This is a genomic window from Chitinophaga terrae (ex Kim and Jung 2007), from assembly GCF_900107795.1.
Classification (GTDB): Bacteria; Bacteroidota; Bacteroidia; order Chitinophagales; family Chitinophagaceae; genus Chitinophaga; species Chitinophaga terrae.
On sequence record NZ_FNRL01000010.1, the window covers coordinates 46,133 to 71,058 of the forward strand.

17 protein-coding genes are annotated in these 24,926 nt (G+C 45.6%); 7 read left to right on the forward strand and 10 right to left on the reverse strand.

Annotated features, from left to right (window positions below; all coding sequences use genetic code 11):
* Positions 1-23: 23 nt before the first annotated feature.
* Both BLV62_RS12490 and BLV62_RS12495 read right to left on the reverse strand, forming a co-directional pair.
* Positions 24-536 (reverse strand): PH domain-containing protein, encoded by a 513-nt coding sequence (locus tag BLV62_RS12490; protein WP_089762090.1) that lies wholly within the window; start codon positions 534-536, stop codon positions 24-26.
* A gap of 315 nt (positions 537-851) precedes the next feature.
* Positions 852-2,375, reverse strand: coding sequence for a bifunctional GNAT family N-acetyltransferase/carbon-nitrogen hydrolase family protein (locus tag BLV62_RS12495; protein ID WP_089762092.1), 1,524 nt, complete (start codon positions 2,373-2,375; stop codon positions 852-854).
* Positions 2,376-2,505: 130 nt separating this feature from the next.
* Here BLV62_RS12495 and BLV62_RS12500 point away from each other — a divergent pair, with 130 nt between their 5' ends.
* On the forward strand, positions 2,506-3,702 hold the full coding sequence (locus BLV62_RS12500; protein ID WP_089762094.1) for a glycosyltransferase: 1,197 nt from the start codon (positions 2,506-2,508) through the stop codon (positions 3,700-3,702).
* Here the strand turns inward: BLV62_RS12500 and BLV62_RS12505 are convergent, their stop codons facing one another.
* Positions 3,703-8,448, reverse strand: coding sequence for a PKD domain-containing protein (locus BLV62_RS12505; RefSeq protein WP_089762096.1), 4,746 nt, complete (start codon positions 8,446-8,448; stop codon positions 3,703-3,705).
* A gap of 388 nt (positions 8,449-8,836) precedes the next feature.
* On the opposite strand from BLV62_RS12505, the gene BLV62_RS12510 reads away from it, so the two are divergent.
* The 4 genes from BLV62_RS12510 (at position 8,837) to BLV62_RS12525 (ending at position 13,146) form a co-directional block, all read left to right on the forward strand.
* Complete coding sequence (locus tag BLV62_RS12510) at positions 8,837-10,174, forward strand: lipopolysaccharide biosynthesis protein (protein ID WP_089762097.1); 1,338 nt, start codon at positions 8,837-8,839, stop codon at positions 10,172-10,174.
* The gene (locus BLV62_RS12515) at positions 10,161-11,048 is read left to right on the forward strand and encodes a beta-1,6-N-acetylglucosaminyltransferase (protein WP_089762098.1); all 888 of its coding nucleotides are present in this window, start codon (positions 10,161-10,163) and stop codon (positions 11,046-11,048) included. Before BLV62_RS12510 ends, BLV62_RS12515 begins: the two co-directional genes overlap by 14 nt.
* 156 nt (positions 11,049-11,204) lie before the next feature.
* Positions 11,205-12,593, forward strand: coding sequence for a hypothetical protein (locus tag BLV62_RS12520; protein ID WP_089762100.1), 1,389 nt, complete (start codon positions 11,205-11,207; stop codon positions 12,591-12,593).
* A 7-nt stretch (positions 12,594-12,600) separates the two neighbouring features.
* Positions 12,601-13,146, forward strand: a complete 546-nt coding sequence (locus BLV62_RS12525; protein ID WP_139170135.1) for a hypothetical protein — start codon at positions 12,601-12,603, stop codon at positions 13,144-13,146.
* A gap of 72 nt (positions 13,147-13,218) precedes the next feature.
* Here the strand turns inward: BLV62_RS12525 and BLV62_RS12530 are convergent, their stop codons facing one another.
* From BLV62_RS12530 to BLV62_RS12560, 7 genes are read right to left on the reverse strand one after another with little or no spacing between them, the layout of a single operon-like run.
* A complete protein-coding gene (locus BLV62_RS12530; protein ID WP_089762104.1) occupies positions 13,219-13,989 on the reverse strand; it encodes a class I SAM-dependent methyltransferase in 771 nt (256 codons plus the stop codon).
* 8 nt (positions 13,990-13,997) lie between these two features.
* Positions 13,998-15,125: a glycosyltransferase family 4 protein gene (locus tag BLV62_RS12535; RefSeq protein ID WP_089762106.1), complete on the reverse strand. Its 1,128-nt coding sequence runs from the start codon at positions 15,123-15,125 to the stop codon at positions 13,998-14,000.
* Position 15,126: 1 nt separating this feature from the next.
* Positions 15,127-17,028 (reverse strand): asparagine synthase (glutamine-hydrolyzing), encoded by a 1,902-nt coding sequence (gene asnB / locus BLV62_RS12540; RefSeq protein WP_089762108.1) that lies wholly within the window; start codon positions 17,026-17,028, stop codon positions 15,127-15,129.
* Positions 17,016-17,939 (reverse strand): glycosyltransferase family 2 protein, encoded by a 924-nt coding sequence (locus tag BLV62_RS12545; RefSeq protein ID WP_089762109.1) that lies wholly within the window; start codon positions 17,937-17,939, stop codon positions 17,016-17,018. The genes asnB and BLV62_RS12545 overlap by 13 nt, the downstream gene beginning before the upstream one ends.
* Positions 17,923-19,134: a glycosyltransferase family 2 protein gene (locus tag BLV62_RS12550; protein ID WP_089762111.1), complete on the reverse strand. Its 1,212-nt coding sequence runs from the start codon at positions 19,132-19,134 to the stop codon at positions 17,923-17,925. The genes BLV62_RS12545 and BLV62_RS12550 overlap by 17 nt, the downstream gene beginning before the upstream one ends.
* A 2-nt stretch (positions 19,135-19,136) precedes the next feature.
* Positions 19,137-20,285 carry a sugar transferase gene (locus tag BLV62_RS12555; protein ID WP_225889530.1) on the reverse strand — a complete coding sequence of 383 codons (1,149 nt, stop codon included), beginning with the start codon at positions 20,283-20,285 and terminating at the stop codon, positions 19,137-19,139.
* Positions 20,286-20,327: 42 nt separating this feature from the next.
* Complete coding sequence (locus tag BLV62_RS12560) at positions 20,328-20,717, reverse strand: response regulator (RefSeq protein ID WP_089762113.1); 390 nt, start codon at positions 20,715-20,717, stop codon at positions 20,328-20,330.
* An 851-nt stretch (positions 20,718-21,568) separates the two neighbouring features.
* On the opposite strand from BLV62_RS12560, the gene BLV62_RS12565 reads away from it, so the two are divergent.
* The gene (locus BLV62_RS12565; RefSeq protein WP_089762115.1) at positions 21,569-23,758 is read left to right on the forward strand and encodes an exopolysaccharide transport family protein; all 2,190 of its coding nucleotides are present in this window, start codon (positions 21,569-21,571) and stop codon (positions 23,756-23,758) included.
* Positions 23,759-23,795: 37 nt separating this feature from the next.
* Positions 23,796-24,875, forward strand: a complete 1,080-nt coding sequence (locus BLV62_RS12570; protein WP_089762117.1) for an acyltransferase family protein — start codon at positions 23,796-23,798, stop codon at positions 24,873-24,875.
* Positions 24,876-24,926: the final 51 nt, after the last annotated feature.

A 24,926-nucleotide genomic window follows, 5' to 3' on the forward strand; every position in this document is an offset into this window, starting at 1 on the left:
CAACCGCTTTTTCTGCCCGGGAATTACTCCTGGGTAGAAAAAGTTGGTATGTTGATCCGGCTGTTAACCTGTTTTACAAATTCTTCAGAAGCCGAAGGGCTTATCAGCCATTTCTGGTTGGCCGATTCAATCAACACCAGGTTAGCCCGGTTGGTGCACCAACCCTGGTACTTCCCTATTTCGCTGGACCAGTAAGTACCCAGGTAACCAAATATTCCTCCGAACGCCATCAGCCGGGAACTGCTTCCCAGGTCTTCCTCCGTCACACTTTTTAATCTCACTACATCCGCCAGTCCAATAGTAATGCTGAACAAAGGACGTTTGATCAGGATGGCAGTTTCGGTTATCTGGTAATAACGGGGACTGAGGCACCAGGCAACTGCCAGTACCGGGATCAAAATGAACAATAAGGCAGTTGTACTAAGGGGGTGACCTGATACATCAGATAATTGTCGTACGGCAAAGATCAGGGTCAAAACAATTGACAGGTGAGTAACAAGCTTCGAGTTATCATCCAAAACTGCATCGTATCTCATATGGGTCTTTCGCGCTTTTAATTGAACCGGAAAAATAGATAATTAGCTTTTACCAATTTAATTTTTTTATGATTGTAATATTTTTTTATGATAGACGAAATTATCTCTACCTAAAATTTTGCTTTAAATAGAAAACGGTAATTATTAATTACTATTTCTTATTGAAAAACAACTATTTATGTAATCTAATTAAAGTATTAATTGAAGAATATATTACTATTTACCCCCTTATTTCTTCATTAACAGGTTGTTTACTATTAAAGCAACAGGTTTGTTAAGTAGGCGTAATATGCTTAATATCAAATAATTAATACTTTACTTTTTTACTACCTGGTAAAGATCCGAACGTATATCTTTTAGTGTTTGTACACTGCCAAATGCATGCAGCTCTTTCAATAAAACCAAGTCTACATCTGCGATTACGACCATTTCAGTGTTAGGTGTGGATTCTGCCTTTACGCCAGTTACCGGGAAGTTGAAATCTGATGGGGTAAATACACAAGATTGTGCATACTGCAAATCCATATTATTTACCTTGGGGAGGTTACCGATAGAGCCGGCGATCGCTACATAACATTCGTTTTCTACCGCTCTCGCCTGCGCGCAAAACCTTACCCGGTTATAAGCATGCTGGGTATCGGTCATGAACGGAACAAACAGGATCTGCATCCCCTGCTCTGCCAGGATGCGGCTAGGCTCCGGAAATTCTACATCATAACAGATCTGGATACCGATCTTCCCGCAGTCGGTGTCAAATACCTTAATGGTGTCTCCGCCTTTCATTCCCCAGGCCAGCACCTCGCCCGGGGTCGGATGGATTTTAATATATTCTTCGTAGGTACCATCCCGGCGGCACAGGTAACTGATGTTGTGCAGGCTTTCATCCCTTACGATCGGCATACTGCCCGCAATGACGTTTACATTATAGGCAACAGCATATTTCTGGATCTCCTCTCTCAGGTACTCCGTATGTTTTGCCAGCCCACGGATCGCCCCGGCGGGGTCCATCTGGTTAAATTCGCTCATCAGCGGCGAATTGAAAAGTTCAGGGAATACCACGAAGTCGGACCCATAGTCGCTTACTGCGTCTATGAAGAACTCGACCTGCTGGAGGAACCCGTCTATATTCCCGTAATCCCGCATCTGCCACTGAACCAGTCCGATACGAACAGTGCTTTTATTGTAACGGATGGTGTCCTGGTCTTTTTCGTAATAAATATTAAACCACTGCAATAAGGTAGCAAAGCCTTTGGATGCCTCGTCGTTAGGCAGGTAATTCCTCAGGATCTTTTTCACGGTAAAATCGTTGGCAAACTGGAAAGTGAGTGTCGGGTCATAGATCTCCCGGTCCTGCACTTTCTCTATATATTCCCTGACCGACATCTTATCCGAGTACTTTTCGTAATTGGGAATACGGCCGCCGGCAACAATACCCTGCAGGTTTAGCTGCTCACAGAGCACTTTCCGGGCGTCGTACAGGCGGCGGGCCAGCCGTTTACCCCTGAAATCGGGGCGTACGAAAACCTCTATCCCGTACAGGACATCCCCTTTGGGATTATGGGTATTAAAAGTATAGTAACCGGTTATCTGTTCGTAGGTATGGGTATCTCCAAATTTTTCATAGTCTACGATAATAGACAAAGCGCAACCAACCACTCTTCCGTTCACCGTTACGGCTATCTGTCCTTCGGGAAAAAGACTGATCAACCGGCGAATGGTGGGTTCTCTCCAATAACTTCCTTCCATATCTGCGTAAGCAGAAACCATAGATTCTTTAAGATCCAGATAGTCTTCAGCGGTCAGCTGCCTGACTTCTACAATTTCAACGGGTTCGGACATATACCTGATTATTTTATTTATAAATTAACCTTTTTCTCTATAATAAAGTTTATTTCACTTACTTTTACACCGCCGAATTTTACCCACTTCCTACCGAACTACCTCACATTCGTTCACCTATTGATCTGTTATGTCAATTCACGACCGCGATATCGTCATTGTGGGTTTACAGCCCTGGTATACTAAAATAGGCAGCAACTGCAAGAGCCTGGCCCTGGAGTTTGCGAAACATAACCGCGTATTGTATGTGAATACGCCCCTCGACAGGCGGACATTGCTCCAGAACAAAGAAGAAGATATCCTGCATCATAAAGCTATCATCAAGGGAGAATCGCCTTCCCTTGTTCAGATAGCTCCCAATATGTGGAACCTCTATCCCACTTCTGTTATTGAATCTATCAACTGGTTGCCAAGCACCCCGCTTTTCGGGTTCTTTAATAAGATCAACAGTAAACGGTTTGCCAGCAATATCAGGACGGCCATCCGGGAACTGGGATTCTCCAATATCATCTTGTTCAACGACAACGATATATTCAGGAGTTTTTACCTTAAAGACTACCTGAAACCCAATGTATATGTTTATTACAGCCGGGATTATGTTGTGGCGGTCGATTACTGGAAGAAGCACGGTACCGCTATTGAACCCAAACATATAGCCAAAGCTGATGTTGGCGTAGCCAATTCCATTTACCTGGCAGACCGCCTGAAACAGTATAACCCTAACAGTTATTATATCGGTCAGGGTTGCAACCTGGCGTTGTTTGATCCTTCAGTGAAAGCGGAGCGGCCAGCCGAGATCGCCGATATTACAGCTCCGATAATCGGGTATGTTGGGGCGTTAACAAGTTGGCGGCTCGATATTCCTCTGCTCGTAAATTTAGCAAAAGCCAGACCAGAATGGCAGTTTGTGTTTGTAGGGTATGAAGATGAGGCTTTCAGCGGATCGGAATTGCACCGGCTATCGAATGTCCGTTTCACCGGTGGGAAACCGATGCAACAATTGCCTGCTTTTGTGCAACACTTTGATGTTTGCATTAACCCGCAACTGGTGAATGACCTGACGATCGGCAATTACCCTTTGAAAGTAGATGAATACCTGGCGATGGGGAAACCGGTAGTGGCTACACGTACGCCAACCATGCAGCTGTTCGAGAACCATGTATACCTGGCCGAAGACCTGGAGAGCTACCTGCAGCAGCTCACCCTGGCGCTTGGCGACCAAACGCCTGAGCGGGCTGCTTACAGAAGAGCGTTTGCGCTTTCGCATACCTGGGAAAGTTCTGCTGCCGCGCTGTATGAAGCAATTGAAGCTTTTGAATCCAGGTAATTACATTTTCACTAACCTTCCTACCCATTTATAACCGGCGTCGCCCCGTACTTCCACGTAGTAGATGCCATTGCCAAGCGGAGCGCCTGAAATATCGGTAGTATATACGCCGCTGGTCAGCGGTACCTGTTGTACGGATACCGATACGCCCTGGCTGTTATAGATGGTTATCTGTGCTGTTTTCAGTTCGCGGTTGGTGATCACCAGGCGGGCTTTGGCCCCTCCTACCAGCAGGTTAGGATAAAGCGATACTTTTAATGAATCCTGGCTTTCATGTCCATCAGTCGGATCTTTCACTGTCACCCTCTTGGTCGCCGATCCAGTCATGCCGTCGTTGTCTGTTACCGTAAGCTGGAATACATATTCTCCTTTCTTCAGACCTCCCGCGGAAGCTACCTGGTTAGTTCCGCCAATAATATTGGCGTCTGCAGGTCCGCTTAGCTGGTTCCATTTCCAGCCAACGATGGTACCATCGGGATCGTAGGACAGTCCGCCATCCAATATGGCGATGTTGACAGGCAGGTCGATAACTACATCCTCGCCCGCCACAGCAACCGGTGGTTTACCTGTTACCGGGGCCTTTAAAACGGTAACGGTTACACGGGCAGTTGCCGTAGCTCCCTTATCGTCCGCCACTTTCAGTTCATATATATATGTTCCTTCTACCAGGCCGGTAATGGAAGTCGTGGAAGAAGTGGCCGCAGTTATAGCGCCGCCGGCCGGACCGCTTACTTTTGTCCATTGCCAGGTGGCGATGCTGCCATCAGGATCTGATGATGCGCTGCCGTTCAACGACGCTGTGTTCACAGGCAATGTAATCGTGATATCGGCTCCTGCATTGGCAACAGGCGGCTGGTTCTTAGGTACTTCAGGCAATACAGTTACCGTTACAGTGGCGCTTGCGCTTTCATTACTGTTATCCGTTACCGTTAGCTGGTACACATAGGCGCCTTGTTGCAGACCGGTGATCGCTGTTTTAGCTGAGCCGGCGCTGGAAATATTTCCGCCGGCCGGACCGCTTACCTTTACCCAACTCCATTTGCTGATGCTGCCATCAGGGTCGGAAGATGCCGAACCATCCAGGTTCGTAGTGTTCACAGGCAGGGTAATGGTGATATCGGCTCCTGCGTTGGCAACAGGCGGCTGGTTCTTAGGCGCTTCAGGCAATACAGTTACCGTTACAGTGGCGCTTGCACTTTCATTACTGTTATCCGTTACCGTTAGTTGGTACACATAGGCGCCTTGTTGCAGACCAGTGATCGCTGTTTTAGCTGAGCCGGCGCTGGAAATATTTCCGCCGGCCGGGCCGCTCACCTTCACCCAACTCCATTTGCTGATGCTGCCATCAGGATCGGAAGATGCCGAACCATCCAGGTTCGCCGTGTTCACAGGCAGGGTGATGGTGATATTGGAACCTGCGTTGGCAACAGGCGGTTTATTTGGCGGCGCCAGTACTGTTACCTTCACCGTTGCGCTGGAAGTAGCATTGTTATTATCGGTTACTGTGAGTTGGTAAACATAGGTACCTACAGACAGGTTGGTGATAGTGGTTTTGCTCGAAGCGGCATTGGTGATATCGCCGCCGTTTGGACCGCTCAGTTTCACCCAACTCCATTTTTCAATACTTCCGTCCTGGTCTTTAGATGCCGTTCCATCCAGGGTTGCCGAGTTCGAAGGCAGGGTAACAGTGATGTTGCTTCCTGCATTGGCGATAGGCGCCTTGTTCGGAGGAGCGGGCAACACAGTAACGGTAACCCTGGCAGCCGCTTTGGCTCCTTTATTATCTGTAACTGTTAACTCGTATACATATGTACCCTCAATAAGATTGGTGACATTTGTTTTTGCTGTGGTTGCGCTGACGATGTTGCCGGAAGCGGGTCCGCTCACTTTAGCCCAGCTCCAGGAAGCAATAGTGCCATCAGGGTCTGTGGAGGCGCTGCCATCCAAGGTCACAGAATTAACCGGAAGCGTGATCGTGATGTTTACCCCTGCATTGGCTACCGGCGGTTTGTTGGCGCTGGCAGGGTCCTGTACGGTAACGGTCACGGTTGCACTGGCTTTTGTACCTGCACTGTTGGTCACTGTCAACTCAAATACATATACGCCTTCTGTCAGACCGCTTACAGTAGTGTTGGCAGAAGTCGGGTCGCCGATGCTGGCGGCAACCGGACCACTTTTCTTGGTCCATTCGTAGCTGACGATCACGCCATCAGGATCGTAAGAGCTGCTGCCATCGAGTTGGAAGGAATTATTAGGGAGAGTAATAGTAGTATTGGATGGCATTTTCACTACAGGCAAACGCGGCTCGCCCGGCAATACAAAAACGCTTACTTCGTCGGACGCTGTTTTTCCATTGCTGTCTGTAACCGTTAACTGGTATACATAGGCGCCGGGAACCAGGCCGGAAAGGCTGGTTTGTTTACCGCCCGGGTCTGCAATTGCGCTGCCTGAAGGACCGCTAAGCATTTTCCAGGACCAGGAGGTTATGGTTCCGTCAGTACCGGTAGAACCGGAACCATCCAGGGTTGCGGATGATGCAGGAGCGGAAATGTAGATATCGGCGCCGGCATTGGCAACCGGATCTTTCCTGCTTCCTGTCAGGTACTCATAAGCGCCTATATCGTATTTGCCGTTCTGAGGTCTGCTGGTATTGTCCAGGTCTTTACCCATAGGCATATCCGACATATCGCGGCCTGCATCGATCGCTTTACTGCCTGACAGCAAACGGAAATTACCGTGTGCAGCGTCTGCAAGCCCGGCTTCCTCGGGGGTTTTATAACTGAGGTTATTGGCGAAATCGAATTTAACAGGGGTCGAACCTTTGATGTAGTAACCGGATTGGGGGTAGTCCCACTGTGTGCCGGGGGCAATCACGATGTTATTATAGACCTTGTGCCCTATCGTGGTGAGGTCCGCATAGATCTTTAAACCATTGGAACCCGTGTTATAAACGGTATTATTATATATATAACCTGTAGCTGGTTGAAAAACAAGTTTGTCGATCACGTTGATACCTTCGTAAGTGATGTTGGAAACCACGTTATTGTAAACGTAGTTGATACCGCTTCCGAATATCTGGATGCCGGGGTTATAGCCTTTGTCGATCCGGTTATTGTAGATCTTCAGGGTGCTGCCGCCGCCACTCATGATACCATAACCATGGGGGCCATTCCTGGCGATCGCATAGTTCACTACCCGGTTATTGTATACTTTATTGTCGCCCAGGTCGGCCATGGCGATCTGTATCCCATCGCTACCCATGTTTTCCAGGTCATTATTATAAACTTCCAGGTTCTCGATGTGATGGGATTTCATGTCTGTACACCCGCCATTGGTGTACAGGTAATGGGTGTTGCCGATATAAAAGCCTTCCCAGGTAGAGTTCCGGCATAAAAGGTCGTGGATCTTTACGTTCCGCATTACGAAGGAAGCCTCCCACCATTCGGGATGGGAGCAGGATTGTAACGTTTTTGCCTGTACGAACATGCTGGCATCGTGAACGAAAGCGTGGTGTACTTCCATATCGGTGGTGCCGTCGCCGAAGAAAAGACCGAACATTTTTTCGCCCTGTTTATTGGTTCCGTTGATATCGAACCCGTATTTAAGGGATGGATCGCCTGTTCCTTCCAGTTTGAAATAACTACAGGTAGAAAACACGAAAGATGCGGCTGTAGCGGTGCTGTTAACGCCTACCCTTACCAGGCCTCCGCAGTTCATGATCACGATGGGTTTATCCGCTGTTCCGGCAAGTTTGCCGAACTGTATGTAATCGTAGTCGCCAGCCGGAATGCAAAGGGTATCGCCGGGCGAAACCTTCAGTTGGTTCATGGCATCGTTGTAGTAGATCTGGTTGCCATTGCTGCTGGGTTTTACGATGATCTTTTTATTACCGGTTGGCGGAGGCGGAACGGTGGCGCCTTTAGAGTAGGATAACATCCACTCATATACGTTAAGTCCTGTAACAGGATCTTTGTATTTCGGATTATAGGCAGAATCCCAGGCATTGTGCCCGTCCTGCTGAAAAAGGGTAAGTTTCGCCAGCGGGTTGGGGGCTGGAACAGAAGAATTGATCTTCTTTACCCAGGTGATGGAGAAATTAGGGTCTACTGTGGGATCTGTCCTGTTATGAAAAGCCCAGACAGGAGTATTGTTAGCAGCGATCACGCCTGCCAGTTCGGGCCTGTCGTTGGGGTTATAGGCCCCGCAAACCATTGCCGCAGCGGCATATTGTTTTGCTTTTTCAGCATTTTCGGAAATAGCGCCCCAGGCTACTCCTCCACCCATGCTTAAACCGGTGATATAGATCCTGTTCTCATCGATCCTGTATTTTGTTTTCAGGTAGGCTACCAGTTTATTGGCATCATCGGCGCCCGGCCACCTGATAAACTGTGGACTGATCACTATAAACGAAAAGTCCTGTCCTTTATAGGAAAAGGAAGCAGGAAACAGGTTCCTTTCTATCAGGTTAGGTATGCCGTTCCTTAGCACCACAGACATAGGCCTGGGTGGTTTGTTGTCGGCATCATACTGCAGCTCTCCCACTCCATGCATAAACACGATGAGCGGGTAAGTTTTGCTGGTATTATCATTATACCCCTGCTGGAGGGCTTCATAATACCCGGCAACATTATTAACGGTATTCGGCGGTAAGGTAACGGGCACCTGCTGAGCAAGGGCCGGTATTGTGATAAATAAGGTTATAAGGTATGCAAGGAGCAACCTTACAGGAGTGTAAAATTGTTTCACCAGACGACTAGGCTTTTCGTAAAAAATGGTTCTTTTATTGCGTTTTCCAGGGGACGTTCAGACGGTCTTTCAGCTCATGTGTCAGCAATAATCAGATGCCCGAATATAGAAAACTTTTAATAAACAAATGAAGAAAAAAATTTATATGTATTATTTTTAATAATAAATTATCTTTTAAACAGATTCATAACTCTCTATTTTTTAATATTTAATAATATAAAGCTGGAGGGTGTTAAATAATTACGACAAAAGAACTATATTGCAGCCGAATTTTAACCTAAGCCACGCAGGCTGTAAAAGAATTTAATTTACCCCTGCCATCTTCACTTTATCTATATCCTCTTAAGAACCAACATTTAGCAATTTGATTTGAATTAATTGTTGATTCATGGCTTTAAACTTCATGGCGACGTTTCGCAACCGGCATTTTCATTCGTTCCTGGGTAACCTGGTGACAGCATTCTTTAATGTATTGTCGTTTGCCTTACTGGTTCGCGTACTATCCATACCCGATTTTGGAGAGTGGGTATTGTTCATTGCTACCTATAATATACTGGACCAGATCCGTACAGGATTATTGCAGTCAGGTATCATCAAATTCTACGCAGGCGTGGAAATGCCTACTGCAAAGAAAGTAATTGGGGCCGCCTGGTATATAAGCCTGATCCTGACATTGAGTTATGTAGTGTTGGGCGCTTTGGTATATTTTGTCGCTTATGAAAAGTTTAATGATACCTGGCATTTCTTCCTGCAATGGATAGGCATCGTTACTTTATTGTCGTTACCCTGGAACTTTGCAACCTGGGTTTTGCAAGCCGAACATCGTTTTGATAATATTGTGAAGATCCGCCTGGTGCAGAACGGTTCTTTTCTTGTCTTCCTTGGTGTGTTATACCTGGCGCATGCCTTAACCATCCAGTCGGTGCTTTATGCTTTTGCCGCATCCATGGCGCTGGCAAGCATATATTCCCTGCTGGCAAAATGGACGGGCGTTCGTTCCCTGGCATTTAAAACCAAGGAACATGGGATGGAGCTTTTCCGGTTTGGAAGACTGGTAGTTGGCAGTATGGTTTCTTCTTCCCTTATCAGTTATTCAGACAACCTCGTGATCAGGACCATGATGAATCCCGCTGCTGTAGCCATCTACAGCATTCCTCAGAAATTCATGGAAGTGATAGAGATCATTTTAAGGAGCTTTGTTGCTACTGCACAACCTACCCTTTCGGCTGCCGCCAACAGGAAAGACTATGCGGCAGTTGCCCGGGCTTTCTGCAGGTATACAGGAACGGTAAGCATCCTGATCATCCCATTCATTTTGGGACTGATCATCCTTACCAAACCATTGATCATCATCCTGGCCGATAAGGCTTACCTGGGCGCCACAGATGTAGTGAGGATCTTCCTCTTCTCCGCCATCCTCTGGCCTATCGACCGTTTTATAGGCGTAACCCTGGATATGATCAACAAACCAGCAGTGAACCTTTATAAAAATATACTTAAATTGGTGCTCAACGTAGCGTGCGACCTGCTGTTCGTATATTTCTTCAACGACATCCGTTCCGTTGCTTTTTCTTCTCTCCTGAACGTAGTATTTGCCGCCGCTTTCGGTTATTATTTTATAAAGAAATACCTGAAAGTTAGCATTCGCGAAATCTGTGTATATGGCTGGCAGGAATGCATAACCTTAATTAATAAACTCAGAAACAAACACTATGCAGCCGAATAGTTCCCCGAAAAGATTAGCTTTTATCATCCAGGCGCATAAACACCCGGCACAGGTCAGGAGGCTGATCGATAAACTTCATCATCCGCAGGTCGACTGCTTCCTGCATATCGATTCCAAGTGCAACATTGCAGACTGGGAAAGCCTGTTTCATTTGCCCAATGTGTTCATTGTACCAAAAAGGGCCAATGTAACCTGGGCTGGCTGGGGTATCATACAGGCATCCATTAACAGCATGGAAGCGGTGCTGGCAGCAGGGCAACAATACGCCTACATCACTTTGATGAGCGGCCAGGACTATACCCTGAAGCCAATAGAAGAGATCTACGACTTCCTTTGCAATGTATCTTCTCATACCCAGTTCATGGACGTGATCAGCGATGAAGCCCTGGCTCCGATGATGACTAAAATGAACGAGTATCATTTCGTGGAATATAACTTCCCCGGCAAATATAAATTCGGTAAACTTCTCACTAAATTATTGCCCAGAAGAAAAGCGCCTTACCGCCTGAAACTCTACTGCGGCTCCGCCTGGTGGACGCTGACACAGGACTGCGTGGAATATTGCATTCAATACGAAAGATCACATCCTTTACTCCGCCGCTATTTCAAGCTGACCTGGGGCGCTGATGAATTTATTTTCCAGACTATTTTGATGAACAGCAAATACAGGGAACAGATCACTAAAGACAATCTTCATTATATCGACTGGTCGGCCGGCCTTGCCAATCCGAAAACTTTCCGGATGGAAGACTATAATGCCTTATTACAGTCAGGAAAACCATTTGCCAGGAAATTCGATTTTCATTTGTCGGGAGAATTGATGGATAAGTTGGATACGGAGATGGACAGGCAACAGTGTCATTTAACATCTTAATCCTGATGCTTGTTGCATATGGGCAAGTTCCGAAGCCAGAGATTGACCTTTTTCAATGCTCATTTCTCAATCAAAAAATATAATCTTCCGATAAATTAAACTATCTTGTTAGCAGATTCCGTTTTTATAGGTTTAACCCGTAAACCCTCATTTTGAATGTTTAAGATTAACCGAACTTTGTTGGCCTATGGCCTATGTGTAATCATCACTTGTCTATCTTCCTGTTTAAAGGAATATTCTTTACCGAAAGCCCAAGATGATCTGATCGAGGATGCAAAAAAATGGTACGCAGCAGTACCGCATACAACTGGCGAACCGAATTGGGATCAAGCCAAAATTCTAAAAGACAGCAGTAATACATTAACTATTACCGTCTCCTATCCTTTCAAAAATGGCCTTAACAATGGTAGTAAAAGCATCAGAAAGATTGTTATTTCCAAAACGCAGACTGGTTTTAAGGGACATTTGCTGGTTATTATTGCTGAACCTATGTACAGTAAGTATCATTATGCTTTCCGGCCATCAAATTTTACAGGTTTATCTGGCAGATATGACCTGAACATGAATTTCCAATATGGAAATTATTATGTAAAGGGCAAAAGAAAATACAGTGCAAGTTTTAGAACATTTCAGAACGAAAAGGCGTATAAAGAGTCTGCACAGGCTACAAGAGACTGTGTCTATTTACAAGACACCTATGTGGATGCCGACGGTGTATTTACAGTTTATGGTTACTCTGTATGCCGAGAGGATGGATCAGGTGATGGCGGAGGTACACTTCCGCCACCATGGGATGGTGGAATTGGCGGCGGAGGAGGTACACCTGGGGGCGGTCCCGGCCCTGGAGGCATAGACGATGAGGAGCCATGGGATGAAGATCCTAACAATTCTGCTGACCCAGAACCAAGCAAAGTGACTACACTTGTATGCGACTTAGATAATCCATGTCTGCAACAAGCATTTGATTTGGCATTAGATGGGAAACTTACAAACCTGATTAAAACTGTTGTAGTTGGCATGTTTGGTGGGAACAACTCTAACATTGATGTAATCTACAGAGAAAAGCACAGTAGTGCATTTCTTCCCGGAGTTTTAGGAGAATATGATAACACAGAATCACACCTTCGATTTACCGATCAATTACACTCATCTGGTCCTCTAGTCGGGGAAATTTTTATAAATCTGAATGTTGATGAACTTCCCAAAAAACCTAAAGAAGTTATTGTAACTACTATCCTACACGAATCATTGCACGCCTATTTAAGGCAAGAGGGAATTCTATTTGATAACTCGTGGGTAAATCAGCACGAAATGATGGCTGCTCAGTATGCCGACAAGATAGCAGACGCATTACAGGAAATATTCCCTAACTTATCAAGAACAGATAGTGAAGCATTGGGCTGGCTAGGTTTGCAATCTACCATACAGTGGTCATCAAATATGATAAAAGACTTAAATAACAAAGACCAGAAATTTCGTGATTTTATCGCTCCTGTACTAGATTACCAAGAGGGACGTAAAGGAACACCTTCTGGTTGCCAATAATATTACTATGAGAAATCTATTTTTAGTCACAGTTGGCCTATTAACCATTTCCTTCTCTTTATCAGCACAAATGAAACCTGAACAGAAAGAATGGATAAGAATGGGAAACATAGTTGGCAGGGAAAGGAAATTCCTGCAACAGGAAGCTTGTAAAGATTGCTCCTATATTCTCAACGCAAAGATCTTTCTTAACAAACAATACCAGGCAGATAGTATCCTGCTCTCCTATTCAGCGCCCGCATCCCTTTCCGGGCTGCCTGCCAAATTAATTGCAGCAAACATTAATTGGAAATTATTGATGTCTAAGAACAAGGAGAAGCGAATACTAATTCTTCCCATCTGGTACCTTTGTGAAAGATCAGGAGGTTCCGTGCTATTCCCTTCAGTGCTGGATTTTGAACGGGGCATGTACCAGTTCAGCGACGGAAAGGAGCTGGTGTACGACGAGTCCAAATATTATATTTTTCCCCAGTTGTCTATTTTCACTACGGCAGCGCGAACAGAGGAGCGAATGTTGTTAGACAGCACCGATCTGCGTTTACGAAAGAAATAAAAGGTTAGATAAACAAAATGTCCTTATCTCCTCCAAAGAAGATAAGGACATTTTTATTTTTAACGGGTTCCTTTATTTGCCCGCTTTCTTCCAGATGGTATTAAACCCTCCTGTCAGGCTGTAAGGCAGGAGTTCCGCCACCTGGCAGTCGAACGCCTGCAATGCTTTCACCCGTTTGGTGATAATAGAAAAAGGGAAAACATCTTCTACAAAATTGGTTTTCGCAAACTTCACGATCCTGAATGCATTATTATCGGCCAGCTGCTCCAGGTCTTTGCGGGTGAAGAATTGCACGTGGTCGAGGTTGTCGGCCTGCGACTGAACCGTAGTACCTTTGTAACCCAGCATTTTCTTAACGCCAAGGATGAACGACTGCAGCTTAGGGCTTTTACGCACTTTCAGCATTGGTTTGGTAACGCACACTTCGCGCGGGCCCATCCCGTTAGGAACTGTTACGATCAAAGTGCCTTCATCTTTCAGCGACGCATAAATAGTTTTCAGCAAAACTTCGGGCCTGTCGAGGTGTTCCAGCACTTCGCTGCAGATAACGGCATCATATTGCTGGCCCATTGCTGTCAACTGCTCTGCGCTGATCGCCTCAAACCTTACATTTGGCAGGGTATTTTTGCTGCGCGCTACATCTATTGTTTTCTGGCTGATATCAATACCCAGCACCTCGTAGCCGAACTGGCCGAGATGGCGGCTGATCACCCCATTGCCACACCCTACATCCAGCACTCGTCCATTGGCCGGGATCTCCTTTTTAAGGCTGTCAGTAATAAAATTCAGACGTTTGATATCTGTGATACGATCGTATTCGTATGTGATTACTGGCTGTGTCATAAGTAAAACTATTGTTTGTAAAGCTGGTGATAAACCGCTTCAATTTGCCTTGTCATTTGTGTTATAGTATATTGACGCTGAACTGTATTGATGGCCCCTACCTGCAACCGTTTCCTGAAGATCGCATCTTTACATAAGCGTACTATTGCTTCAGCTAAGGCAGCCGGGTCGCTGGCCGGTATTAACAGGCCATTCACCTCGTGCTGCACCGCTTCTCTTGTGCCGTCGACGTCCGACGCTACTACTGCCTTCCCCATTGCCATTGCCTCCAGTACTCCTATCGGGAAACCTTCCCAAAGGGACGGCAGGCAATAAATATCCACAGCTTGCAGCACAGCGGGAATGTCTTTCCTGAAATTATCGAAACGGATATTCTCTTCTATTCCCAGCTCCCTGGCGGTTTCCAAAGCTACCTTCTTCAATTCTCCTTCTCCTATCACCAGCAGGGTGATATCAGGGAATACCTTCAATACTTCCGCGAATCCCCTGATCATGGTCACCGGGTCTTTCTGCAGGGTCATTCTTGCAATGTAACCTGCTACCAGGTGATGTGCCGGTATCTGATACGCGACGCGCAGATCAGGATATTCCCCCTGGTGATCGAACTTTTCCAGGTTCACGCCATTCTTGATAACAATGGCTTTGAACTGCCCGAAAGCTTCTTTTCCTGTCATCCTGTTGGCATCAGATACGCAGATATTTACCTGCGCCCGGCGGGTGATAAATTTCTCTGCCGCAATCCTCGCCTTTTTCATTAAAGGTTTTAACCCTTCATGGAAAGACCAGCCATGGATGGTGTAGATAACGGGAAGTTTCAAACTCCTCGCTGCCCACAGTACGTTAGTGTTCGCCCTTGTTCCATGAACATGCACAATATCGATCTGCTGTTCTTTAATGAACTGGCGGACTTTCAGCCACACAGAAATGTCAAACGCCTTCTCGCTTTCTATTACATGGGCCGGTATGTTCATCGCCTGCAAAGCAGCGATCATAGGTCCATCTGTAAATGATAATACTACCGCTTCGAAATTCGATTTATCCAATGACGCCACCAGGTCCAACACGTGGCTTTCTCCTCCTCCTATCTTTCCCTGGCGGATCGTTTCTAAAACCCTTATCTTTCTTTGAGCTGACATGCTATAATTTTTCTATCCACCTGTTATACCAAAGCTGGAACACCAGGATATTCCACAACTTCTGGTGACTTACCTTTTCGCCGGCCAGGTAACGTTGTAACAGCTTATTAATGTTTTGCCCGTGCAGCAACCCTGTTTTTTCTAACCGGTCGGCAGACAGGTAATACTGCATCTTTTCTTTCAACTCCTCCCTGAACCATACCTGCAAAGGAGCGATAAACGGACGTTTAGGCCTGTCCATCAGCGCTGGCGGGATATACCGGTGTACTACCTGTTTCAGAATATATTTATTGATACCGTTCTTCGTTTTCAATGATGCCGGCACTTTTGCCATAAACTCAACAATGCGGTGATCCAGCATCGGTTCGCGACCTTCGATACCTACAGACATGGTAGCCCTGTCTACCTTCACCAGGTTATTATCTACCAGGAAGGTTTTGTAATCCACTGCCAGCAAACGGTTCAATTCATCGTTCACTCCATTCAATTCCCCGTTCAGGTCAAAGTTCGTTTTATAAGCAGCGGCAGTTTGCCCCATATAGTGTTGCACTTCCGACTCTGTCAGGTACTGGGCGATGTATTTCAGGGCGCGCGGAGATTGACCGGAAGCCCAGATCAGCTTCATTTTCTCGTACCTGGAAGTGAAGTTGTACTGTTTATTGAAATACGGGATGTAAGCGGGGTTCACCAATCCCATAGCATGGCTTAACATGCTCTGTACTCCTCTCGGGAAACGCGAAGTATAGGACAAAGACTGGTTGAATTTATTATAACCTGCGAAGATCTCGTCTCCCCCATCTCCCGACAATGCCACTTTAACCTGCTGACTGGCCAGTTTGCTCACCAGCGTAGTAGGCACGGTCGAATTGTCGGCAAAGGGTTCGTCGTAGATCTCCGGAAGCAGATCTAATACGCCTTTGGCATCTTCAGGGCCAACTATCCATTCGTTATGGTCGGTTCCCAGGTGCCTGGCTATCTTCCTTGCTTCTGCAGATTCGTCCCACTGTTGTTCTTTGTACCCTATGGAAAAAGTTTTGATCCGGCTGCCGGCTCCCGATTGCAGGATAGCCGCTACGCTTGCGCTGTCGTACCCTCCGCTGAGGAAAACCCCTACCGGCACATCGGCTACCATCCTGTATTTGTAAGCGCTTTGCAAAAGCAGGTCTGTCTGGTTGATGATCTCATGTTCAGGCATCGTTGTCAGCGGCTGCCGGTAAAGATCCAGCACATTCCAGTAGCAGGTTTCCTGCAGGCTGTTATTTGCCAGGTCGAGGGTAATATAATAGCCGGGCCGCAGTTTATGCGTATCCTTATAGATCGTATATGGGCCGGGTATATAGCTGAACTGCAGGAACAGCGACATGCTGCTTACGTCAATATCCCTGCGGAAACCAGGGAATTCACACAGGCTTTTCAGTTCGGAGCCAAAGAGGAGGGTATTGCTGTCACGGTAATAATACAAAGGTTTCACACCTGCGCGGTCGCGGCAGAGGATCACTTTTCTCTCCCGGCGGTCGTATATCGCAAAAGCGAACATCCCGATGCACTGATCCAATACTTTCATTCCCCAGGCATCATAACCTTTGATCAGCACTTCTGTATCGGTACCTGAATGAAAAGCGTATCCCAGTTGTTCCAGCTTCTTCCTGATCTCTTTAAAGTTGTATACTTCCCCGTTGAAGAGGATAGACAGGTGATTGAAGTGCATAGGCTGATGGCCGGAACTGCTGAGGTCCTGGATCGATAAACGGCGCTGGCCGAAACCAACTAAGGCAGCCTGGTCTTCAAACACTTCGTAACCCGCGTCGTTGGGGCCCCGGTGTTCCAATACATTGGTCATACGTTGCAGCACATTAAGGTCTGCACGTTTATTGAAATCTATGAATCCAGCTATGCCGCACATACATCAGTTGGTTTTAAATGCCTGAGATTCCAGGAGATCGCGTTCCAGAACGCTTTCAGATGCACAAACTCACGTTTGAGCAGGAACTGGAGCGTATTTTTCGGAACCGTGAACATGGTGAAGTAGGTCATAAAGAACAGCCTTGCCGGCAGCTTTACGTTCCTGCGCATGAACAACAGGCGATTCCTGGTGATATAATAAGTTTTCAACGGGCTGTTCTTCCCCGTTGTCATTGATTCTTTATGATAGATCAGTGATTTATACTGGTAGTAGATCTTATAGCCTTTGCGTTTGAATTGCTCGCACCAGTCAAATTCTTCATAATACAGGAAAAATACTTCCGGCATCAATCCAACATCCTCCAATACCGGCCGGGGAATCATCATGGCGCCCCCATGAGCATAGTTGGTAACCGACACCTGGTCGTACTGCCCGTTATCCTGTTCGCCGCAGCCTATCATGCTGTTGCGGCCTGTCAATGGGTCTACGATCTTGTAGCCGGCATATTCTATTGTGCCTTTATGGAAGAAGTAATGGAATTTAGGACTGGCCATACCTGCATCCGGGTGCTGTTCAAATATTTCCAGCAATCCTTCAATCAGTCCTTCGGTAAACTCCGTATCATTATTGACCAGGAACAGGAAACTGCCTTTGGCAGCTTTGATCCCTAAATTATTGCCACCGGCAAACCCGCTGTTAACAGGGCTGTTGATCACCTTCGCCGCCGGAAAAACGGCTTCTATAGCTTCATTGGGCCGCTCTTTTGAAGCATTGTCCACAATGATCACTTCAAAATTGGGATAGCTGATCCGCTTTAAAGACTCAAGCAAAGCGCAGGTCACCCCGGTGTTATTGTAATTCACCGTGATGACAGACACTAAGGGATAATATGACTTATTTTCTTGCAGCATCTAATAAAGGATTATCTATCTCCGTTTTTGTATGTTGGGTATGAATAAATGTTTTGTTAGCGCCTTTCAGTTTGAACACCAATGCCACCATGATATAGACCGCTCTTGGCAAACCTGCTACTGCCGTGAAGAAATAGCGGGTATAAAAAACTGCCGGCAGGGGCAATAACAGGCTAAGGATGTTCAGAACCCATATCAGCAGCCAGTATGCGAACGGGATCCACAACCACTCCTGCAGGAACCAGGCTGCTACCGTAGAAAGGGTTACTGCTGCCAGTAAGATCATGCGAGGTAACAGAATATTCTGGCAGATAGCCAGGTTGAAATAATTAAAGTTCCCTTTCCATAATTGCTTCCAGCCTTTTTTCCAATAAGTGGCAAGGTATACGAACTGGCTCGATACCCAGCGGCGGCGCTGATTTTCGAAAGTATTCGGGTTGTCTACCTTCTCGTCGTAAATGCAGGCGTCTTCCAGGTAGTAAATGCTGTATCCTTTTTCGATCAACAGCAACTGCAGCACTTTGTCGAACCCACCGGTTGCCTGGATCTCGTTAAGTATGCCTTTGATCAGTTTGAAATCGAAGGCCATGCCCGAACCGATCACCGAGGATGAAAGCCCCAGCGCGTTGGCGCCTTTCCTGTAAATATGATTGGCGATAATTTCATTTACCGCATCCAATACGGCAAAAGAACTATCCATATTCTTTGCTACTCTTCTACCCTGTATGGCATGTTCTCCATTCCGGTAAGCGGCATTTACTTTCAGCAGGAAATCAGGTCCCAGTACATTATCGGCGTCACAGATCAGCGCTATATCGAAATCTTCCTCCAGTTGTGCAAAAGCCGCATTCAGGGATTTAGCCTTGGTACTTTTTTCGAAAGCCACTTCTATTACCCTGGTGCCGGCTGCAATCAATTGCCGGATCGTTGCAGGCTGCAACGAATCGGCGATCACTACAACTTCATAACGGGTGGAAGGGTATGTTTGCGCAGCATAGCTGCGGGCGGTCGACAGGATGATGCTGTCTTCTTTGTAAGCTGGTACCAGGATGGCGATCCGGCTGAATTCTTTCGTATCGGTGTAGTCGGTTTTGCGTTGTCTGGTCACTCTCCCGGCCAGGCTCAATATAAAGTTGAATACAATACAGCTGGCGAGGTAAGCAAACAAGGCAATCGCAACAAAGTTCAGTAGCATTATTACACGTTATCTTTTTGTATTAGCGCTTTTGGCGTGTTGATCATTAACCACATATCATACCTGAAAGAGTTGCGGTTAGCATAGTTGATATCGAGATCGATCCTTTCCTGTACCGACATTTCTTTCTTTCCGCGTTTACTGATCTGCCAAAGCCCGGTGATGCCGGCCGGCGCCAGGAATCGGGCCGCCCATTCATCGGTTGTCAGGGTAGTTGCCTCGTACAATGGTAAAGGGCGGTTGCCGACCAGCGACATATCTCCTTTTATCACGTTGTAGAGTTGCGGCAATTCATCCAGGCTGGTATTACGGAGGAAGTTGCCCAGGCGGGTGATCCTTGGATCATTTGATACTTTATAGAAAGTAGGTCCGTCGCCTTTCGAATCGTACTGGTTCAGGTGTTTCAGTTTGCTGAGTTGTTTATCCGCATCCGCCACCATGGTACGGAATTTATAAAACTTGAACACCTTATAGTTCCTGCCGGCGCGTGGAGAGGCGTAAAAGATATTGCCTTTGGACTCCAGCTTTATAGCAATGGCAATAAGCAGCATGACAGGGCTGGCCAGTATAAGCAGGGTTCCCGCAGCAGTTATGTCAAACGCCCTTTTCAGGAAATAGCTCCACCGCTGTTTGTAAGTCCGGGTTTCGGTATCTTTTTTTTCCTTCACCCAGTTGTTCTGCATTTTTTTAAAGCGGCCTACAAACTCAATTTTTGCAGAGAGCGTATCCAGTGTGTCTTTGGAGATCATATCATCAATAAAAGGATGGTTTTGTTTTATTGATAATAGATTACCAGTCACTTTTTCCATGTAAAGGAAGAACGGTACTTGTTTCCTGCCGGGATGGATCTTGAAATATTCCTCCCACTGCTGGAAGCCGGTTTCAAAACCATAGTTGTAACGATAAATAATTGCAGAGGGGACCTTGTTATAGATCTGCCACATTTCCGCCAGCACATTTTCTGCATCTGCGACATTATCTACCATTATAAACTTCAGGTGCGGTTCGCTCGGCATCCGTTGCAGGAATCGTCCTACAACCAATACGATCTTCTCGGTGTTCAACTCCTTCACAATGGCTCCATTACTCACTCCCGCATTCTTTACGGTATCACTGACAACGTGATCTAAAGTAGGTGTAATTTTATCCATATACTCGGGATTGGTACTCAATTTCAGGGTTAAATGTTTTTATTAAACAGCCGCAGCAACCCGGCGACCAACAATTTCGCCTACGGTTTTCATCAATTGCACAGGATCAAAAGGTTTACGGGTGAAAGCAAATACATTGCTGTATTTATTTGTTAATTCGGTTGCGTCGGTTTCCACATTTCCAGATAATACTACTACAGGAATATCGCGATACAGCACGCTGCTGGACAAATGATCCAACAATTCCCAACCGCTGATGTTCGGCATTTGCAGATCAGTAACGATACAATCTACGCTGTTGCCATTCGACAACCAGGCGAGTGCTAAAAATCCATCAGCTGCAGAGACTACTGAATATTCCTTACTTAACATAGCTTCGAGCAGATACCTGATCGGCGCACTATCATCAATTACCAATATTGTTTTTTTCATGACCTTAGGATTCAGAAATACGTTTAAATTTTTTACCGCAATAAAAATGCAGTTTAAGTTCCTTTGGCTTTAAATTGGATAAGGTCGGCTTGCAGTTTTTCAGGGGATGATAGCGAGAATTATTACGGATCGTAAAGCTTCTTGAGCTCTGGTTAAATCGTAGCATTTTGCTTCGATGGGTGTAAAATTAGTACATTCCTGATATGATGATTTAGTTTTTTGGTAAACGGCAGATTTTTACTGGTAAAAGTCTATAATTTCACTGTAAACGAAAATTAGATCTGTCCCTATCTCATTTTCCAACTTTTTATTAATAAGAAGATTAACATCCCGGCTTAATGAATTGTTTCGCATATCCTGCTTCCTTATAAAATATATTCTTTCCGCTTCTTAATATTATATGTTATAACGGGAACAGAACAGTCATAACCCCAAATATTATTTTCAACCCGAAAATTGCATCGTTCACTAACAAAAAAACAGCTTTTGCCTAAAAAGTAAAGCAGGATCAAAAATCCTCCACTAATTTAGCGGCCGTAAACCGGATATGCCCTAAGGCTGAATATATTATGGGAGCTTTACCTGCCCAGATACTCCGCGTTTAATTCCTCAACCACATCCTTCGATAAGACCAGCTAATAAGCCGGTTTGATTTATTTCTTACCTCTTTTAGTTACCAACAGCATTCTATACACCGCGGTGCGTATGCCCGAACCATCAGGTTTAAGCATCAATATCGTTACCCCGGGAAGAAATATAATCGCAGCAACCTGCGCCAATTTCAGGCAGTTGCTTATCCGGTATAACCGGATTTTTTAAAAAATAATAATTGATAAAAATTTATAATTGATATGGAGGTAATATATTTTATAAAGGCTTTGTTGAAAAAGAAATGGTGGATCATCATCAGCACCGTTGCCGCAGTAGCACTGGCCTTTGTATTTACCATCGGGAAAGCACGACTTTACGAATCTAACGCCCAGATGTCGACAGGCTTCACCATCAAAGACCAGATCACCCTGCGCGACGAGAATGTCAACATCTATGAATCTGATGTAAAATTTGAAAACGTTGTACAAACCATTAACTCTCCTTTGGTAGTTGGACTACTCTCCTATCGTTTGCTTATCCACGATCTGACATCCGGCAAACCGTTCGCCAAACTCACGGAGAATGATTTGAAAACACCGGAATACAAACAGTTCAATAAAGAAGAAGCGCTGCGCATCTGCCAGCAGAAACTTGATTCGCTGCAAATGCTTACTTCCTACCATCCTGCTGAACGCAAGATCCTGGAGTATATGAAGCTCTGCAAATTTGATTACGAATCGATCCGCAAAACACTGAATGTAGGACGTCTGCCGAGAACTGACTATATAGATATCTCTTACAGATCTCCCAACCCCGAACAGTCTGCCTTTGCAGTAAACACCCTGTACGAAGAATTTATCCGATACTACCGGAGCCTGCGTTCTGAACGTACCGTAGAAAACGTATCCACTTTCGAGGAACTGGTAAATAAAAAGAAACAGGAACTCGATGCAAAAGTAGAAGCGTTAAGGATGTTCAAGTCCTCTGCCGGTGTGGTGAATATCGAAGCCACCAGCAGCAGCGAGCTGTCGCTGATCAGCCAACTGGAAAAATCACTACTTGATGAAAAAGCCAATGCCAACTCTATCTCTTCTTCAATCCAGGCTTTAAATGCGCAGATCAGCGGCATCACGCAGGGTAAACCCGCTTATAACTATAACAGCGAAATCCTCGCGCTTCGCAAGCAACTCACCGACCTGAACGACGAATATATCAGGACGGGCAGCAATAACGAAGCATTGCAGGATAAGATCAAAGCGGTGAGAAAACAACTGCAAAGCTATCCATCCACTACCACTACCACCGTAAACGGAGTACCGGTAAGCAAGGAAGAACTGTTAACCAAAAAAGCGGGACTGGAAGCCGACCTGGAAGCATCCAACCAGAACAGGTCGATACTGGAACAAAAGATCCGTGCCCTGAAAGGCTCTATCGGTTCCTATGCCAACAAAGAAGCTATGGTAAGCACCCTCACCCAGGAGCTGCAGCTAGCCCAGGATGAGTATAATAAGCTGAAAGAAAAACTGAACAGCGCCATCGATAACCGCACCGCGCCGATGGACAACTTCAAACAAACGTTAAGAGGACAACCGGCCTTCAAACCAGAATCCTCCAAACGCGCGATCATTATGGGAATGGCGGGTATCGCAGTCTTCATGTTGTCTTCGATGATCATCCTGTTCAAAGAGTTCTTTGATTCATCCATCAAGTCGCCTTCTATCTTCGAAAAGAATGTAGACCTGAAGCTGATTAGTACCATCAACCACGCAGACCTGAAAAAATACAGCATCCTGGAAGTGCTGCAACAAAAAGCAGAAGACTATGATGCAGTGCGCAAACGTATGAATAGTTTCAGGGAGCTGTTGAGAAAACTCAGGTTCGAGATCGAGAGCAGCGGGAAATCCATCTTCCTCTTTACCAGTACCAATTCCCAACAGGGAAAAACCACGCTGGTGCAGGCTGTTGCCTATAGTTTAAGTCTCAGCAACAAACGCGTGCTGGTTATTGATACCAACTTCTGCAACAACGACCTGACCCTGCAGCTGGAAGCCAAACCAACGCTGGAAACTTTCTCTGTTGCACCGGAAGAATTTTCATATGAGAAGGTAAAACCGCTGATCACTACCTACGCTGTTTCCAACATTGAAGTGATAGGATGTAAAGGCGGCGACTATACGCCAACAGAGATCCTGCCGGAAAATCACTTATTGAATTATTTACAGGAACTGAAGAAGCATTATGATTTTATCCTGCTGGAAGGCGCGCCATTGAATGATTATACCGATAGCAGAGAGCTTGAACATTACGTAGAAGGGGTTATCGCTGTGTTCAATTCAAAAGCATCGTTAAAACAAAACGACAAAGATTCTATACAATTCCTGCAAAGCCTGGACGGCAAGCTCCTGGGTGCAGTATTAAATAATATCAACGAAGATTATATAGATCTGTAGCCTGTGCTAGTTGAACCCCTAAAACAACTAAAAACAGATGAAATTACATGAAACCGTTAAGCAACTCTTTTCTTTCAGTCCGCCATCTACCCAGCGATATGCCTGGGTAGATTATGCAAAAGGGATCGCAATCATATTTGTAACGTACAGGCATGTCATTTACGGATTGCTTTATGCCGGGGCCTATATCAACCCGGTGCTGATGGATATAAACGAGATGATGTATGGATTCCGGATGCCGTTATTCTTTTTCCTGTCAGGCCTTTTTTTCGCATCGAGCCTGAGAAAAAGAGGATCCCGGAACTTCTTTATCAATAAGGTCAACACCCTTCTTTATCCATACTTGTTGTGGTGTTTGATCCAGACGACATTACAGATAATTTTTTCGCAATACACCAATCACAAACTGGGATTCATGAATTATTTAGACATACTGATACACCCAAGGAGCATGTTTCAGCAGTGGTACCTGCTTGCGCTGTTCAACGTATCTGTTCTCTATATGTTCACTACCGTTGTGTTTAAACTCAATGCCTTTGCTCAATTATTACTCGGACTTGGCCTGATGGCTTTAAAACCTTACACCGGAGATATCAGCACCCTTACTGACATCACGCTTTATTACGCTTTTTTTGCCCTTGGGCATTTATCTGTAGCCTTTTTCTTTGAAGAAAAGGTGCAGCAGCAACTGGCATCTCCAAAGAAAATACTGTTGCTCACTCCTGTTTTTATAGCGGTCCAGTATTTCTGCATGATACACCCGGAGCTGAATATTTTCTATATATCTGTGTTGACGCTGCTGGGCGGCGTGTTAGTGATCATGATCTCCATGGTTCTGGCAAACAGCCGAAAACTGCAATTCCTGCAGGTAATAGGCAATTACTCCCTGTATATCTATTTGCTGCACCTTGGAATTATTTTCATCTGCAGGCGACTGTTATACGAAGGACACTTTCACATCAGGGGATCGGTACTGATCTTAATATTCATGGCAACAGGGATCTATTTCTCTATCGTTCTTTATCGTTTATGCGTGATGCTGGGAATGAAGTTCCTCTTCGTGGGGCCGTTTAAAGAACGCCGGGAGCCTGTAACTGCAAACACTTTAAGGACATGAGACAAAAAAAAGTAAAGAAGGTGGTCAGCGACCGACTGCATCAGAATTTGC

Coding starts and splice junctions, on each gene's coding strand:
- BLV62_RS12490 (WP_089762090.1), bottom strand. CDS start 536: ATGAGATACGATGCAGTTTTGGATGATAACTCGAAGCTTGTTACTCAC.
- BLV62_RS12495 (WP_089762092.1), bottom strand. CDS start 2,375: ATGTCCGAACCCGTTGAAATTGTAGAAGTCAGGCAGCTGACCGCTGAA.
- BLV62_RS12500 (WP_089762094.1), top strand. CDS start 2,506: ATGTCAATTCACGACCGCGATATCGTCATTGTGGGTTTACAGCCCTGG.
- BLV62_RS12510 (WP_089762097.1), top strand. CDS start 8,837: ATGGCTTTAAACTTCATGGCGACGTTTCGCAACCGGCATTTTCATTCG.
- BLV62_RS12515 (WP_089762098.1), top strand. CDS start 10,161: ATGCAGCCGAATAGTTCCCCGAAAAGATTAGCTTTTATCATCCAGGCG.
- BLV62_RS12520 (WP_089762100.1), top strand. CDS start 11,205: ATGTTTAAGATTAACCGAACTTTGTTGGCCTATGGCCTATGTGTAATC.
- BLV62_RS12525 (WP_139170135.1), top strand. CDS start 12,601: ATGAGAAATCTATTTTTAGTCACAGTTGGCCTATTAACCATTTCCTTC.
- BLV62_RS12530 (WP_089762104.1), bottom strand. CDS start 13,989: ATGACACAGCCAGTAATCACATACGAATACGATCGTATCACAGATATC.
- BLV62_RS12535 (WP_089762106.1), bottom strand. CDS start 15,125: ATGTCAGCTCAAAGAAAGATAAGGGTTTTAGAAACGATCCGCCAGGGA.
- asnB (WP_089762108.1), bottom strand. CDS start 17,028: ATGTGCGGCATAGCTGGATTCATAGATTTCAATAAACGTGCAGACCTT.
- BLV62_RS12545 (WP_089762109.1), bottom strand. CDS start 17,939: ATGCTGCAAGAAAATAAGTCATATTATCCCTTAGTGTCTGTCATCACG.
- BLV62_RS12550 (WP_089762111.1), bottom strand. CDS start 19,134: ATGCTACTGAACTTTGTTGCGATTGCCTTGTTTGCTTACCTCGCCAGC.
- BLV62_RS12555 (WP_225889530.1), bottom strand. CDS start 20,285: ATGGATAAAATTACACCTACTTTAGATCACGTTGTCAGTGATACCGTA.
- BLV62_RS12560 (WP_089762113.1), bottom strand. CDS start 20,717: ATGAAAAAAACAATATTGGTAATTGATGATAGTGCGCCGATCAGGTAT.
- BLV62_RS12565 (WP_089762115.1), top strand. CDS start 21,569: ATGGAGGTAATATATTTTATAAAGGCTTTGTTGAAAAAGAAATGGTGG.
- BLV62_RS12570 (WP_089762117.1), top strand. CDS start 23,796: ATGAAATTACATGAAACCGTTAAGCAACTCTTTTCTTTCAGTCCGCCA.